The sequence below is a fragment of the Pseudomonas sp. B611 genome (assembly GCF_055407965.1).
Map to the genome: position 1 here is coordinate 858195 of NZ_JBUZST010000001.1, position 15244 is coordinate 873438.

Genomic DNA, 15244 nt, shown 5'->3' on the forward strand with positions numbered 1-15244 from the left:
TCGGAGTTTTCACGATGGCGGGTGTTCTGCGGGTGCTCGCGAGGCCCTTTCGCGATATATACTGCGCGCCATTCTTCAAGGGAGAGCCGTGTGGCCATCGATATTCACTGGATCTGCGACAACGATAGCCTCGGCCAGCATTGCGCCGAATGGCAGCAGTTGCCATTCGTCGCCCTCGACACCGAATTCATGCGGGTCGACACCTTTTATCCCATTGCCGGGCTGATCCAGATTGGTGATGGCGTACGCGCTTACCTGATCGATCCCCTGACCATCGACAACTGGCAACCCTTGGCCGCATTGCTGGAGAACCCGGCGGTGATCAAGGTGGTGCACGCCTGCAGCGAAGACCTGGAAGTGTTGCTACGCCTGACTGGTAGCCTGCCGGTGCCGTTGTTCGACACCCAATTGGCTGCCGCCTATCTGAACCTCGGCTTCTCCATGGGCTATTCGCGCCTGGTACAAGCGGTGCTGGATATCGAACTGCCCAAGGGCGAGACCCGCTCGGACTGGCTGCAGCGGCCGTTGTCGGAGACGCAGATCAGCTACGCCGCCGAAGACGCGGTGCACCTGGCCGAAGTCTACGTGCGCCTGCGCCCGCAGCTGTCCGATGACAAATATGCCTGGGTGCTGGAAGACGGTGCGGAGCTGGTGGCCAACCTGCGCCGCGAAACCGACCCGTACGAGGTGTACCGCGACGCCAAGCTGGCGTGGAAACTGTCCCGCGCCCAGCTCGCCGTATTGCGTGAACTGTGCGCCTGGCGCGAGCAGCAAGCGCGTGCCCGTGACCTGCCGCGCAACCGCATCATTCGTGAGCATTCGTTGTGGCCCCTGGCCAAGACCCAGCCGGATAATCTCGCCGCCCTGGGCAAGATCGAAGACATGCACCCGCGCACCGTGCGTCAGGATGGCCAGTTCCTGCTGGACCTGATCAAGCGTGCTGGCAGTGTCTCCATCGACCAATGGCCGCCAGCCGTTGCCGAGCCGTTGCCGGTGGACGCTGCCACGCTGATCAAGCAGCTGCGTGCCCTGGGCCAGGCCGAAGCCGAGCGCCTGGACATGGCCCCGGAACTGATGCTGCGCAAGAAAACCCTCGAAGCCCTGGTCAAAAGTGGCTACCCCGATGGGCCTTATAAATTGCCAGACTCGCTGCGTGGCTGGCGCCGCGAGTTGATGGGCCAGACGCTGCTCGACAGCCTGGCCACTGCCGGAGAACAGCCTTGAAACGTATTTGCTCCATCTACCGCAGCCCCAAACGCGCCGGCATGTACCTCTACGTGCTCAAAAGCGATGTGCTGGAACGGGTGCCCGAAGGCCTGCTCACTGTATTCGGCAAACCGGTGCACGCGTTCAACCTGGTGCTGACCCCTGAGCGCAAGCTGCAACAGGAAGACATCGCGCAGGTCCTGGAAAACCTCGACAAGCAGGGCTACCACCTGCAAATGCCGCCACCCGAGGACGAGTACATCGAACACTTGCCCGAAGAACTGCTGCGCCGCAACGACCCGATGTGATCGGTCAGTGCCCCATTCGGGGCACATTTTTCAATGCAATCGTATTGGTGGGCGGTGGCCGTAAGGATGCGGGCGGCCGTCTGCACTGTTTTTGAAAGGTTTTAAGCATGCGTGTTCTGATTGCTGAACAGGATCACCCGCTCTACGCCCAATTGCTGGGCGAAGCGGCACCGGACCTTGAGGTATTGACCAGCGGCGACTCGGCCGAACTGTCACGCCTGGCCGCCGATTGCCCGGTTTGGCTGGGCCAACCCGACCTACTGGCCACCCTGTTGCGCCAAGGCCATCAGCCGCAGTGGCTGCAATCGACCTGGGCGGGTATCACGCCGCTGCTGGCCGACGGTTTGCCGCGCAACTATCGCCTGACTCGCGCGGTGGGTATTTATGGCCAGGTCATGGCCGAATTTGTCCTCACCTACATGCTCGGCCACGAGCGCGAAGTCCTGGCGCGGCTGGTCAGCCAGGTGGAGCGCAAGTGGGACAGCCGCATGGGCCAGAGCCTGGCGGGGCGCAAGGTGTTGATCGTTGGCACCGGCGATATCGGCCAGAGCGTCGCCGAGTTCCTGGTGCCGTTTGGCGTCACGCTGTATGGCATCGCCAGCACGGCGCGGGAGCAGGCACCCTTTGTCGAAGTGGCCGGTCTGGATCAATTGGGCCGCTTGGTGGGCGAAGTTGATTATGTGATCAACCTGCTGCCCAACACGCCCAATACCCACGACCTGTACGACGCGGCGCTGTTCACGCAATTCAAGCCGACCGGGTTGTTCATTAACGTCGGGCGCGGGGTTTCGGTGGTGGATGCCGATCTGGTCGAGGCGTTGAAAGAAGGGCATCTGGCCGGCGCGGTGATTGATGTGTGCCGCCAGGAACCGTTGCCGCAGCGCCATCCGTTCTGGACCGCGTGGGGGTTGCTGTTGACCGGGCACAGCTCGGCGCCGACGTCGCCACCGATGATGGTGGAGTTGTTCTTGCAGAATGTGCAAGCGTACAAGGCCAAGCAAGCGTTACGCGGCGAAGTCAGCTTCGAGCGGGGTTACTGAGCCAAGCTTCAGCATTTCTCCATTGACATAAAGCCTGACATTCAAGCGGGAACCACGTCCCAGGGTTTTGACACCCAGTGAGCCTGGGAGGCGCCGACAAGCGCCTCCCATTGGACGACTCCTAGCTATGGACAGGTACCCCATGACGCTCATTGCGCACTCTCGTTTCACGCCTTCAATCCCGCCGTTATTGGTCGTACAGTCACCCACGCTAACCGAGCAGGCATCTGTTTCGACCCCGCCCCACACGCCGAACCGGCTCGACAACCCGGCAGCCTTGAAAACCGCCTTCGGTGACAACTGCGACTGGCAAACCCTGGCCAAGCATCTGAAGGCGATCATTCAGGCGCTGGACACTGGCGACAGCAACCCAGCCTCGCGCTTGAAAAACACCTTAATGGTGGTGTGTGAAGACTCCACCTATTTCCGCCAAAACGCGCTGAGCATTCCCGACAAAGTCAGCGTGGAAGCCTTTATTCGTGGCAGCGGGCTAAACGTGCCGAGGACCCTGGAGGAATTGATCACGCTCAACGGCCTGGTGGTCAAGCGGGCGCAGACGCCGCCATTGGGCAATTTCAGCGGCGCGCTGTCCTGGCCTGCGCCGCCCAGCACCCAGGATCAGCGCTCGATTGTGACGCTGCTGCAAGGCACCACCACGCAATTGCCTGGCCTGCCATTGGCGGATGAGCGAAAAGGCACCTTGGGTTATCTGCTCAGTGGCAGTGCTGTGTCGGAATCCGATTTTAACAAGCCCACAGTCGCCATCGAAAAACTGCTCGGTTCGGCCAAGGCCCAGGCGCTGGGGCAGGCGATACAGACGCAACTGGGCGGTTATGCCACGGACAGTAGCCGCAATGAATACCTGCTGGCGGCTATCCACCTGGGGCTGGACCCGGAGTCGCTGGATGCACCGGCGCCGGGTACGGTCGCCGGCTTCGACCTGGCGCGTGAAGCCCACAGAGGGCAAGGGGCGAAGACAATCGTCGACAACCTCGCCCAGTACTTGCTGGATAAAGGCCGGGTCACGGCACAAACAGCCAGCCTGGGCGCGCGCCTGCTGCTGGCCAAAGCAGCCCCGGAGTTTCTGGTCAAAGATATTCCGCGCAGTGTCACCTACGGCAGCCTCACCTGGGCCCAACTGGCGATTGCTGCCGCCAGGATCGAAGCGGACACGCCCGGCCGTTCGCTCTCGATGAACTATGCCGAAGTGCTGGCGTGTGCCGCCGAGCTCAATACCGGCAGCGCGGTACTGCAAGACATTCAGAAAAAAGCCATGACGGACTGGGCCGTCGCGAACGGCTTGCTCACCCGCGCCACGCCCACAGACCTCGAGCTGGAAACCGTACGGGTCGAGTACAACCGCCAGATGCTCGCCCTGACCACCGCCAGCAGCCTGGCGAAGACGCCGATCCCCAGCCGCCGGGAGATGGCGCTGGACGCGCTCAAGGCGGCGTTTCCCGACCTTGACCCCGCGCTGTTCGAAGTGGAGGGAATGATTGGCGTGTTTCGAGTCCCCGGAAGAACCGGCAGGGTCGATGGGCCACGCTCGATGCTGGACATTGTCATGCACGGTAAAAAGCTGGGCGAGCATGAGCATTGGGAATCTGCGGACAAACGCCTTCCCGCCGCCGCGTTTTGCGTGTTGCGCGAAAGCGGCAAGTTGGAGGTCGCTGAGCCCTTTGAAAGCGAATATGACCAGGCAATCACGGCGGCCAAAAAAGGTCACCAGGGCCTGGCCCAAGCGCTGCTGGCGACGTTACCCCCGCAAGACCGCAAGAACCTTGAGTACGGTGAGTTGGAGTTCTTTCATACCAACGAGTACAAAATGGGCTTTGGTATGGTCATTGCGCCGTCGAAAACCCTGAAAAAGAGGGGGCACACCCTGCGGGTCAAAACCACGTTGGGCGGCGAGGTGAATATTTATGAGATCGACACCAAGGCGGGCACGGTTGAAAAGCAGAACTTCTGGATAAGGCGCTACACGCCGCCCTACACGGATAAGAACCTGCAACGGGTAGACGGCGATTTGATCAGCAAAACGCTGCTGTTCAAGCCCTTCAAGGATGAGCAGCCGGACCTGGCCAAGGCGCAGTCCGGTGCGGGTGACAAGCTGCCAGCCTTTGGCTCGGCGCGCAGTGAATACATCGGCAGGGTGTTTGCCGAGTCCCTGGATTTGCGCAACCAGGACTTGTCGGACCAGGCCCGGGGGGTGACGTCCTTCGACAAGGAGGCGGCCAGCCTCAAGGCGGTCGGTGAGTTTTTCCTGGACCTGATTCCCCTGCGGTCGGCCATCGTCAACTTCGGCAACGGCGACATTGGCGCCGGGTTGTTCGACCTGAGCCTGGATTTTATTGGCCTGGTCACGTTGGGCGCGGGCAAGGCGGCGCAGGCGGGCAAGGCCTTTTCAAAAGGTATTTCCAGCGTGCGCGGGGCGGCCAAGGCCGCGCGATTTGTCGGCGCAGCGGCCATCGAGGTATTCAACCCCTTGAGCGGTGCCGGTGACCTGGCCCAGGGTGTCGGCAGGCTTATCAAAAAAGGCGCCAGCCGCTTGATTTCCAAAAGTATTGACGGGGTCAACCGGCTCAGGGGGGCAAGCGCTAGCTACGACTTGCTCAAAGCCGCAAGCCGGCAACATGGCGCCGCTGCAATAGGCACCTTCAAGGTGGCAGGAGAAACCGTTGACGGTGGGGCGGTTTTACACAAGGGCCAGTGGTATGCGCTGGATGTGGAAAAACTGCAGCCCTATGGCAGTCCGCTTGAAGCGTTTGTGCCTAACACCCATGCAATGAAAGGTGTGATCCGCGCGAAGGAAATCCCGCAGGGCGCTCAGTTAGACAATACGTTGCATACCGCCTTCAAGGTGCCGGAGTCGACGATCACTGGGCTGTCGCGCAACAGCCAAGGCGTTTATACCGCGGCGAACGGGCATCAATCGTTCATACGCCACACCGATCAACGGGGGCAGCAGGCTGTCTATGAGGTTCGGCAGGTCACCCGCAGTGAAGACGGGATGATCCAGGCGCGGATTTATCACAACAATCGGCAAACCGAGTTGCTGGTGCAGCATGTCCAGGGTGACCAGTGGCAACGTCTGGGCGCCAGGGGCGGCTATCCGTCTCGAGTGAACAGTGATTGTGGGCGCGAGATTGGTTCGGGCATGCAGGCTGTACTGTATGAGAGTCGCGATGGCGCCAGTGTGTACAAATGTTTTGACACCGACCTCGAGTCATTTGATATCAATGCTGTCTTTAATCAGGCCGATGCCCTGAATTTATACTACGGCGAGGGTTTTGCAGAGGCGGTTGATAGCATGGGCAGCGTTTATATCAAGATGAAAAAACTTGATGGTGTCAGCCTTGCAAGTTTTCAAGCCGAGAGCTTACCGGTGGAAGTACGCGGTCTTTTGGATGATGTGTTCAGATCACTTGAAGAGAAAAATATCTTCCAGGGTGATCTGCATCTGGGGAATTTTTTGTACTCTGCGCGAGACAAGAAAATTTATCCGGTGGATATCAGCCCTAACTCGCGTAGCGACCTCAATGTAGGCGACCCTATACCGGAGGATCTTATGGATGACTACGAACTGTTTAAGGCTGACTTGTATAAAAATTTAAACAAGCTGTTGATGCCGGCGTAATTCCTCGGTGACGCGCCGACGGTGATTCAGGATTGATTCGCCGTCGGCAGGCCGATAGGCCCTTAGAGGCTGAATTCACCTTCTGATACCAGCTCGCTCAACGGCCGACGCGGGCTCGGTACTTCACGACCTTGCAGGTACTCCGGCAAGGTCGACTTGTCCCCCAGCTTGCCCACCGCCACGGCGGCATGCAGTGCATAACCTTCCGGGATTTTCAGTTCTTTGCGGGTCAGTTCCTGATCGAAGCCGGCCATGCCGTGGGTGTGATAACCGCTGAGGCTGGCTTGCAACGCCAGGTGGCCCCAGGCCGAACCGGTGTCGAAGGTGTGCCACAGCGCCGGGGTTTCTTCGCTGGCGCCGGGGGCGGTGAAGTCGGTCTTCGAGGCGATGATCACCAGCGCCGAGGCGTGTTGCGCCCAGCCACGGTTGAATTCATTGAGCAGGCCGAGGAAGCGTTCCCAATTCGGCGTGTCGCGGCGCGCGTAGAGAAAACGCCATGGCTGCGAGTTGTAGGCCGACGGTGCCCAGCGCGCGGCTTCGAAGAAGCTCAGCAGGGTTTCTTGCGGGATGCTCTCGCCAGTAAAGGCGCGGGGCGACCAGCGGTCGGTGAACTGGGAGTGGATCGGGTAATCGGCAACACGTGTCATGGGCGGTTCCTGAGGGTCGATTCGGCGTTCAAAGCTACTGCGCGGCCACTAGACTGACAAGTGTTGTTACACCGCCAGTCGTAAGCGCTTGGTTCCCGGGGCCCTGGGCACTAGACTGGCGGCCTTTTCACCTACCGATACTGATGTAGAGCCATGGCCGCCAAAGTCGAACCTTTCTGGATACGCAAAACCCTTGAACACCTCGATCAGGAGGAGTGGGAGTCGTTGTGCGACGGCTGTGGCCTGTGCTGCCTGCAAAAGCTTGAGGATGAAGACGACAACAGCGTCTATTACACGCGCATCGCCTGCAAACTGCTCGACCTGAAAACCTGCCAGTGCACGGACTACCCCAACCGCCGCGCCTCGGTGCCCGATTGCATCCAGCTCACGCCCGGCCAGGCCGACCAGTTCAAATGGCTGCCGCCGACCTGCGGCTACCGCCTGGTCAGCGAGCGCAAGGACCTGCCCCTCTGGCACCACCTGGTCTGCGGCGACCGCGACGCCGTGCACAACGAACGTATTTCCCAGTCCGGGCGCATGCTCGCCGAAGGCAGCGTGCCCGAAGACGACTGGGAGGATTACCTGATCTTCCGCGCAGGCTGAGAAAGGAGTCGCCATGACGATCGCAGTCAAGCTGGCCGCCACCCTGGTGTTGCTGGCGCTGAGCGTGCCGGGCTGGTGCGCGAAGAAAGTCGATCTGGATTATCACGTCAAGTTGCTGCCCCAGAGCGATCAGGCCGAAGTGCGGGTCAGCCTGTCCCAGGGTTCGGCGGTGCGCAGCCTGGACTTTGACCTGGGTCACGACGGTGACTACAGCGACTTCAAGGCCGACGGCCAGTGGAAGATCAGCGACAGCCGTGGCGTGTGGCAACCCAGCGCCGACAAGGCCAGCCTGACCTACCGCGTACGCCTCACCCACGCGCGCAAGGCAGGCCTCTATGAAGCACGCATGACGCCGAGCTGGGCGCTGTTTCGCGGCGAAGACCTGGTGCCCGCCGCGCGACTCGACCAGCAGGACGGTGTCGAGTTGGTCTCGCGCCTGGTGTTCGAATTGCCTGCCGGTTGGAAAAGCATCGAGACCGCCTGGCCGCGCATCGGCAAAAACAAGTTCCGCATCGACAACGTCTCACGCCTGTTCGACCGGCCCACTGGCTGGATGCTCGCCGGCACCCTCGGCAGCCGCCGCGTGCGCCTGGGCGAAACCGAAGTCACCGTGGCCTCGCCCAAGGGCCAGGCCATGCGCCGTATGGACGTGTTGACGCTGCTGACCTTCGTCTGGCCGCAGGTGGAAGCCGCATTCCCACGGCATCCGGCCAAGTTGCTGATCGTCGGCGCCAGCGACCCGATGCGCCGTGGAGCGTTTTCGGCTCGCGACTCGATATACCTCAACAGCCGCACGCCGTTGGTCAGCGAAAACGGCAGCAGCCCGTTGATCCGTGAAGTGGTGCAGGCGATTGGGCGCTTCAACGATCACGACACCAGCGACTGGATCAGCGAAGGCCTGGCGGAGTATTACGCCATTGAACTGGTGCGACGTGCCGGGGGCATTACCGATGAGCGCTATCAGGCGATTCAGGCGCGGCTGGCGAAGGAAGGCAAGGACGTCACCACCTTGCGCGGCGAACACGTCAGCGGCGCCACGGTGTCGCGGGCGGTGGTGGTGTTGCAGGAACTGGATCGCGAGATTCGCGTGAAAACCCACAACAAGCGCTCGCTGGATGACCTGGCGCAGGCGGTGATGCGGGCCAATAGCATCACGACTGCTGAGTTCGTGCAGCTCGCGGAAAGCGTGATCGGTGAAGGGTCGGTGGTGCTGGATAGCAAATTACTGCACTGACACAAAAACCAATGTGGGAATGATCAATGTGGGAGCTGGCTTGCCTGCGATAGCGGTCTACCTGTGCCAGATGTATGAGCTGACACACTGCTATCGCGGGCAAGCCCGCTCCCACATGGGATTGGGGTTAGCCGGTTGATTTGATCGGTTTTTCGGCAGCCACTTCAGCCGAGGTCTTCAGGTTTTTCAACTCGGCCCCCACGCGCTCGATCTTCGTGCGAACTGTGTTCATCTCCTGGCGCCCCTGCTCAAGCTTGTCCTTGAGCGAACTATGCCCCGTAAACCCACGAGCCAACGCCACGCCGCCAATCGCCACCTGGATCAAGCCGAAAATCCCGCCACGGCGCAGGCCTTTGCCTACCATCATCACGCCACCGGCCAGTGAGCCGATACGTTCCAAACCGTGTACGTTTTTGCTGTCGTTCATGATCTGTCTCCAACCTGGGCAAGTGATACGTAGCTGACCGCCCGCAGGCGCCGGATGTTCCCGCAAACTCAGTACTTGGGGCCCGAACGGGTGTTGTTGCCCTTGGCCAGGCGGTCGTAGAGCACCACGTTGACGGTGGCGGCAAGGTTCATGCAGCCGGTGGTCGGGATGTAGACCACGTCTTCACACCAGTCGCGGATCTCTTTGTCGAGGGAGCCGTCTTCGGGGCCGAAGATGTACAGCGCGCGGTCGGGGTGGGTGTATTCGGGCAGCGGGCGGGCGCCGTCCACCAGTTCCACGGCGACCGGGATGCAGCCCAGGGGTAGGATCTTTTTCAGGTCATCGATGCCGATCAGCGGAATGTCGTGGTGGACCTTCTTGGTGTCGGTGATGAAATCCCGCGCACGCTCGTAGCGCACGCCGGTGTAGAACACCGAGGCCACGCCGTAGCAGCCGGCGGCGCGCATCACCGAGCCGACGTTTTCGGGGGATTTGGGGTTGTACAGACCGATGCAGCTGTAGCGTTTATTGCCCACGGGGAAGGGTGCCTTGGAGAAAAAAACGCGATTATACGGTGCTGAGGGGCTGTGGTGCTTGGCGGATCGCTATCGCAGGCAAGCCAGCTCCCACACTTGACTGCATTCCAACTTTGAAATGCGGTCAACTGTGGGAGCTGGCTTGCCTGCGATGAGGCCAGTACAGCCAACAAAAGGCTATCAGTCGTCCTTCTTCATCAACCCCGCCAACGCCGCAAACGGGTTATGCGTGGCCTTGGCAATCGTCGGGCTGCTGGTCGACCCTTCGCTGAAGTACTGCTGGTCGGTATACCGCGAGTGCTCGTTGTCGTGGCAATACAGGCACAGCAACTCCCAGTTGGAACCATCCTGAGGGTTGTCATCATGGTTATGGTTGCGGTGATGCACGGTCAGTTCGCTCAAGCGCTTGCCGGAGAACTCACGGGTGCAGCGACCGCACACGTGGGGGTACATCTTCAACGCTTTGTCGCGGTAGCCCATTTCCCGGTCGCGCTGGGCATCGGCGAGGATGCGGTCCAGCTTGGCGGTGTGGGAGGGCGGGTTGGTTGAGCTCATCATGGCTCCTATATTTTGGTGGTCACGGATACGCTTGATTCTAGCCGTTCTCGGCGCAGTTAGCCCTTGAGCTTTTCGGCAATCCAGATGGTGTGGCGTGTGCCTTTGTTGCCGTGGGCGAACACCTGCACCTCTTCGGCCTTGAAGCCGGCCTTGCGCAGTTTGTCGCTGAACAGTTTGTCGGCACTGGCCGACCACACCGCCAGCACGCCCTTGGGGCGCAGGGCCTTGGCGCAGGCGGCGAGGCCACCGGCGGAGTACAGCCAGCTGTTGGCTTTTTGCGTGAGGCCTTCGGGGCCGTTGTCGACGTCGAGCATGATTGCGTCAAACCCCAGGGGTTCGGCTTGCAACACCTTGGCCACGTCTTCCATGCGGATCACCGTGCGTGGGTCCAGCAGCGGGCGACCGGATTTCTCCCCCAGCGGGCCACGGTTCCACTCCACCACGCCGGGCACCAACTCAGCGACGACCACTTCGGCGGTCTTGCCCAAATGCTTGAGCGCCGAGGCCAGGGTAAAGCCCATGCCCAGGCCGCCAATCAGCACCCGCGAATCCGCGCGCCCGGCGACCTTGCGGCAAGGGATCTCCGCCAGCGCGTCTTCGGAGCCGTGCATGCGCGTGTTCATCAATTGGCCGCCGTCACCGCCCTGGATCTTGATCACAAAATCCTCGCCGTATTCGAACAGGCACAAGGCACCGCCGTTGTCGGGGATCGGAGTGGTGTCCAGCAGAACGAAACGTTTCATGGAAATCTCATTGGGAAGGGCATTCTTGCGCGGTTGGGAGTAGCCTTACGACATTCCGGTCAGGCCATGGAGCCATCGATGAAGTGCAGCATTCTAACGGTCATTGTGTTGAGCGCGCTCACATTGGGTGCGGCGCAGGCTCAGGAGTTGCAAACCGTACCGGTTGCGCCGGCACCCACCCCAGGCGCACCGGGCACACCCACGCCGACGTTGTACCCGCAGGTCACCCCGCCGGTTGCGCCCAAGGCCACGGCTAACGGTTCCCCCGCGCTGGTGCCGATCGTGTTGCCGACGCCGCCAAAAGACCAGACTGTGCCCGGTTTGCAGCAGAACGACAGCAAGCCGAAGACCCCAGGCGGTTAAAACTGCTGGGAGAGCAATTGCCCGTCGGCCATGCGCAGGCGCTTGGACAGGGCAATGGCGATGGCACGGATAATCTTCGCCGCGACCCTGGGCGCGTCATTGAGCATTTTCTCCAGGGAATCCTTGCCCAGGTTCAACAGCACACAATCTGAAGCGGCCACGCAACTGGCGGAGCGTCGCTCGCCATCGAGCACGGCCATTTCGCCAAACGCTCGCCCGCTGCGCAGGGTGGCGATGGTCAGGCGCTGGCCGCTGGGGTTGGCTTTCTGCACCGCCACCTGGCCGCTGTGAAGGATGCACATGAAGGTGCCGGCATCGCCTTCGAGGAAAATCACTTCGTCCCGGGCCATGCTGCTGATGTTGAAGTAGCCGGCGGCGATGTGAAAATCTTCCGGCAGCAGAGGATCGAACAGGCCGCAGTCCATGAGCATGTCGCGGATTTCGTTATTGAGTAAGGTCGGTTCTGGCATAGCGGCAATCTTGGTCCGTCAATCTTGTAGGGCGGTTCTGTGTTCAGACAGAACCGCCGCGCTTAGTTCCTAAATCAATCCCAATGCTTTGAACACAAATGCATATTCGAGTGCTACGTCACGTAATCCCTGGTAGCGCCCGCTCATGCCGCCGTGGCCGGCGCCGAGTTCGGTCTTGAGCAGCAGCAGGTTGTCGTCGGTTTTGGTATCCCGCAACTTGGCCACCCACTTGGCCGCTTCCCAGTACTGCACGCGGCTGTCGTTGTAGCCGGCGATCACCAGCAGGTGCGGATAAGCCTGGGCGTGGACGTTTTCGTACGGCGCGTAGGCCTTTATCCGTTCGTACACTTCAGGTTCTTCCGGGTTGCCCCACTCGTCGTACTCGGTGATGGTCAGCGGCAGCTCCGGGTCGAGCATGGTGTTGAGCACATCGACGAACGGCACCTCGGCAATCGCCGCCTGGAACAGCTCCGGGCGTTGGTTGAGCACTGCACCGATCAACAGGCCGCCGGCGCTGCCGCCGCTGATGGCCAATTGCTTGGAGGTGGTCAAACCCTCGGCGATCAGGTGTTCGGCGCAGGCGATAAAGTCGCTGAAGGTGTTCTGTTTGTGTTCCTGCTTGCCGTTGCGGTACCAGGCCTCACCCAGCTCGCCACCGCCGCGTACGTGCGCAATGGCAAACGCCACGCCGCGGTCGAGCAGGCTCAGGCGTGCGTGGGAGAACCACGGGTCGAGGCTCGAACCGTAGGCGCCGTAGCCGTACAGGTACAGCGGTGTTGGCTTGCCGAGTTGGTCACGCTTGACCACCAGGCTGATGGGCACCTGGGTGCCGTCGGCGGACGTCGCCCACAGGCGTTGGCTGACGTAGTCGTCGGCGTTGAACGCGCCCAGTACCGGGGTTTCCTTGAGGACGACTTGCGCGCCGCTGGCCAGTTCCAACTGGCGCACCTGGGCCGGACGGTTCAGGGCTTCGTAGCGCAGGCGGATCTTGTCGCTGGGAAATTCCAGGCTGTTTTGTACGTAGAGGCTGTAGGCGGCGTCGGGCAATTCCACGCGATAGGCGGGCAGACCTTCTGGATGCACTTCGATCACCGGCAGGCCGCCGATGCGCAGGCTCAAGGTCATGGCGCTGGCGTTGAGGCTCACGCCGTCGAGCATCACCTCGTCGCTGTGGGGGATCAGGTTCTGCCACTCGGCCTCGGTTGGCACGTCGCCAATGTCGGTCGCGGTGAACAAGGCATAGTTGATGCCATCACGGTTGCTGCGGATAAACCAGGTCCAGGCACCATTCAGTTGGCCGTGGTCGACATCGTATTCATGGTCTTCGACCCGAGGTGCCAGGCAGGTGAAATCGAGGTGCGGCTGCTCGGCATCGAGGGCCCAGATTTCGCTGGTGGTCTTGCTGCCCAAGGCCAGCAGCAATTGGCGTTCGGAGCTGGAGCGGTAGCAATGCAGGAAGAAACGTCCGTCGGGCTCGTGGAACACTTCCTGCGCCGCCGTGCCGTCCAGGCGATAGCGATACAGCTTGTGCGGGCGGTGGGTGTCGTCCAGTTCGCCGAAGAACAGGGTCAGGCTGTCGTTGGCCCAGGTCATGCTGCCGTCGCAGTCCGCGAACTCCAGTTCGCTGACCTTGCCGCTGGCCAATTCCTTCACGTACAGGGTGAAAATCTCTTCACCGCTGGTATCCAGGCTGTAGGCCAGGCGCTGGTGGTCGGGGCTGATGCTGAACGCGCCCAGGGAGAAGAAGCCGCCGTTGGCCAGCACGTTCGGGTCCAGCAGCAGCTCTTCGCTGCTGTCGTCCACCTGGTTGCTGTCGTCCGCCGGGCGGCGGCAGCGGTAGTGACGGGCGTATTCGTCACCGGCGGTGGTGCGCGTGTAATACAGGTATGGGCCCCACGGGGAGGGCAGGGACAGGTCGGTTTCGAGGATGCGGCCCTTGATCTCTTCGAACAGGGTTTCACGCAGGGCCTGCTGGTCGGCGAGCCGGGCTTCCTGGTAGGCGTTTTCGGCCTTGAGGTAATCGAGGACTTCAGGGCTGTCGCGTTCCTGCAACCAGGCATAGGGATCCTGGCCTGGGGCCTTGCGGGCAATCGGAGCTGGCGATGTAGGCATGGATTATTCTCTATCTGGCGGACGGTGGCAGGCTTTGCAGCCGCGACACGCAAAAGCCGTTATCATAGCCGCCTCTTTGCCAGCCTTGCCATGGACACCATGACCGAGAACGACTATCTGACCGCTTGGGGCCTATACGCCTTCGCCGCTTTGGGCTGCCTGTTGGTGTGGTGGCGCATGACCCGCTGGATCTGGCGCTGGTTGCGCGAGCCGCTGCAATTGCTGATGGCGGTGTTGCTGTTCAGCCCGACCATCGTCGACCCGGTCAAGACCCAGTTCGCGCCAGCTGTGGCCATCACCGCGCTGGACCTGGTGCTCAAGGTCGGCAACAACGCCTGGCGGGCCATTTCCGACTTGTTCATGTACACGATGATCGCCTTCGCCGTGTACCTGGTGATCGTGTTGATCCGCTGGCCCATCGAGCGCGCCGCCAAGGCCCGCCGCGAGCGCAAGGCCGCCGCCGATGCAGCCCTGGCCGCCGAGCCGGCCGATGATGACGAACCTTTCCGCCGCCCGGCACCTGTGAGCGGCATGCGCGTCGAACCGCGCCTTTAACGTTGTAGCGAGAGCCCTGGCATGTGTGAATTATTGGGCATGAGTGCCAACGTCCCCACCGACATCGTGTTCAGCTTTACCGGGCTGATGCAGCGCGGTGGCCGCACCGGCCCCCATCGCGACGGTTGGGGCATCGCCTTCTATGAAGGCCGTGGCCTGCGTCTGTTCCAGGACCCGGCGGCGAGCAGTGAGTCGGAAGTCGCGCTGCTGGTGCAGCGTTATCCGATCAAAAGTGAAGTGGTGATTGGCCATATCCGCCAGGCCAACGTGGGCAAGGTGTGCCTGTCCAACACCCACCCGTTCGTGCGCGAGCTGTGGGGGCGCAACTGGTGCTTCGCCCACAACGGTCAACTGGCGGACTTCAACCCCCGCGCCACGTTCTATCGGCCTGTGGGCGATACCGACAGCGAAGCGGCCTTCTGCGACCTGCTCAACCGCGTGCGTGAAGCCTTCCCCGAGCCGGTGGACATTGAGCAGGTGCTGCCGGACCTGATCGCCGCCTGCGCCGAATACCGCAGCAAAGGCGTGTTCAATTGCCTGCTCAGCGACGGCGACTGGCTGTTTTGCTACTGCTCGACCAAGCTGGCACAAATCACTCGTCGCGCGCCGTTTGGCCCGGCACGCTTGAAAGATGTCGACGTGATCGTCGATTTTCAGGCAGAAACCACGCCCAATGACGTGGTTACGGTGATCGCCACCGAGCCACTGACCGACAACGAAAACTGGACCCGCTACGAACCGGGCCAATGGAGCCTGTGGCGACGCGGTGAATGCGTCAGCCAGGGCATCACCGAGTAAGGATATC

At 61.4% G+C, this 15244-nt stretch carries 16 protein-coding genes; 9 read left to right on the forward strand and 7 right to left on the reverse strand.

Annotation, left to right across the window (positions count from 1 at the left end):
- Nucleotides 1–90 precede the first annotated feature (90 nt).
- The 4 genes from rnd (at nt 91) to ACZRMO_RS04115 (ending at nt 6191) form a co-directional block, all read left to right on the forward strand.
- The gene (gene rnd / locus ACZRMO_RS04100; RefSeq protein ID WP_463971982.1) at nt 91–1224 is read left to right on the forward strand and encodes a ribonuclease D; all 1134 of its coding nucleotides are present in this window, start codon (nt 91–93) and stop codon (nt 1222–1224) included.
- Nucleotides 1221–1514, forward strand: coding sequence for a YcgL domain-containing protein (locus tag ACZRMO_RS04105; RefSeq protein WP_185709408.1), 294 nt, complete (start codon nt 1221–1223; stop codon nt 1512–1514). The genes rnd and ACZRMO_RS04105 overlap by 4 nt, the downstream gene beginning before the upstream one ends.
- Nucleotides 1515–1621: 107 nt before the next feature.
- Entirely contained in the window at nt 1622–2554 is a 933-nt protein-coding gene (locus ACZRMO_RS04110; protein ID WP_463971983.1) for a D-2-hydroxyacid dehydrogenase, read from the forward strand.
- A gap of 142 nt (nt 2555–2696) precedes the next feature.
- The gene (locus ACZRMO_RS04115; protein ID WP_463971984.1) at nt 2697–6191 is read left to right on the forward strand and encodes an OspG family effector kinase; all 3495 of its coding nucleotides are present in this window, start codon (nt 2697–2699) and stop codon (nt 6189–6191) included.
- A gap of 62 nt (nt 6192–6253) precedes the next feature.
- Here ACZRMO_RS04115 and ACZRMO_RS04120 read toward each other — a convergent pair whose 3' ends face one another.
- The gene (locus tag ACZRMO_RS04120; protein WP_463971985.1) at nt 6254–6838 is read right to left on the reverse strand and encodes a nitroreductase family protein; all 585 of its coding nucleotides are present in this window, start codon (nt 6836–6838) and stop codon (nt 6254–6256) included.
- Nucleotides 6839–6991: 153 nt separating this feature from the next.
- On the opposite strand from ACZRMO_RS04120, the gene ACZRMO_RS04125 reads away from it, so the two are divergent.
- Nucleotides 6992–7441 (forward strand): YcgN family cysteine cluster protein, encoded by a 450-nt coding sequence (locus ACZRMO_RS04125; protein ID WP_463971986.1) that lies wholly within the window; start codon nt 6992–6994, stop codon nt 7439–7441.
- Nucleotides 7442–7454: 13 nt separating this feature from the next.
- Nucleotides 7455–8675 (forward strand): M61 metallopeptidase family protein, encoded by a 1221-nt coding sequence (locus tag ACZRMO_RS04130; protein WP_463971987.1) that lies wholly within the window; start codon nt 7455–7457, stop codon nt 8673–8675.
- Nucleotides 8676–8802: 127 nt separating this feature from the next.
- Here the strand turns inward: ACZRMO_RS04130 and ACZRMO_RS04135 are convergent, their stop codons facing one another.
- From ACZRMO_RS04135 to ACZRMO_RS04150, 4 genes are all read right to left on the reverse strand, one after another.
- Nucleotides 8803–9102, reverse strand: a complete 300-nt coding sequence (locus ACZRMO_RS04135) for a YgaP family membrane protein (RefSeq protein WP_463971988.1) — start codon at nt 9100–9102, stop codon at nt 8803–8805.
- 68 nt (nt 9103–9170) lie between these two features.
- Entirely contained in the window at nt 9171–9638 is a 468-nt protein-coding gene (locus ACZRMO_RS04140) for an RNA methyltransferase (protein ID WP_014717486.1), read from the reverse strand.
- A gap of 180 nt (nt 9639–9818) precedes the next feature.
- A complete protein-coding gene (locus ACZRMO_RS04145) occupies nt 9819–10193 on the reverse strand; it encodes a YajD family HNH nuclease (RefSeq protein WP_017736286.1) in 375 nt (124 codons plus the stop codon).
- Nucleotides 10194–10252: 59 nt separating this feature from the next.
- Complete coding sequence (locus ACZRMO_RS04150) at nt 10253–10939, reverse strand: spermidine synthase (RefSeq protein ID WP_463971989.1); 687 nt, start codon at nt 10937–10939, stop codon at nt 10253–10255.
- Between the two features lie 78 nt (nt 10940–11017).
- Between ACZRMO_RS04150 and ACZRMO_RS04155 the strand changes: the two genes are divergently transcribed.
- Nucleotides 11018–11302: a hypothetical protein gene (locus ACZRMO_RS04155; protein ID WP_017736284.1), complete on the forward strand. Its 285-nt coding sequence runs from the start codon at nt 11018–11020 to the stop codon at nt 11300–11302.
- Here ACZRMO_RS04155 and ACZRMO_RS04160 read toward each other — a convergent pair.
- Together ACZRMO_RS04160 and ACZRMO_RS04165 are read right to left on the reverse strand one after the other, a co-directional pair.
- Nucleotides 11299–11772, reverse strand: coding sequence for a cyclic nucleotide-binding domain-containing protein (locus ACZRMO_RS04160; protein ID WP_463971990.1), 474 nt, complete (start codon nt 11770–11772; stop codon nt 11299–11301). The genes ACZRMO_RS04155 and ACZRMO_RS04160 overlap by 4 nt on opposite strands.
- Nucleotides 11773–11841: 69 nt before the next feature.
- On the reverse strand, nt 11842–13884 hold the full coding sequence (locus ACZRMO_RS04165) for a S9 family peptidase (protein WP_463971991.1): 2043 nt from the start codon (nt 13882–13884) through the stop codon (nt 11842–11844).
- A gap of 24 nt (nt 13885–13908) precedes the next feature.
- Here ACZRMO_RS04165 and ACZRMO_RS04170 point away from each other — a divergent pair, with 24 nt between their 5' ends.
- Both ACZRMO_RS04170 and ACZRMO_RS04175 read left to right on the forward strand, forming a co-directional pair.
- A complete protein-coding gene (locus ACZRMO_RS04170) occupies nt 13909–14439 on the forward strand; it encodes an MFS transporter (protein WP_463971992.1) in 531 nt (176 codons plus the stop codon).
- A gap of 21 nt (nt 14440–14460) precedes the next feature.
- Nucleotides 14461–15237, forward strand: coding sequence for a class II glutamine amidotransferase (locus ACZRMO_RS04175; RefSeq protein WP_026136743.1), 777 nt, complete (start codon nt 14461–14463; stop codon nt 15235–15237).
- Nucleotides 15238–15244: the final 7 nt, after the last annotated feature.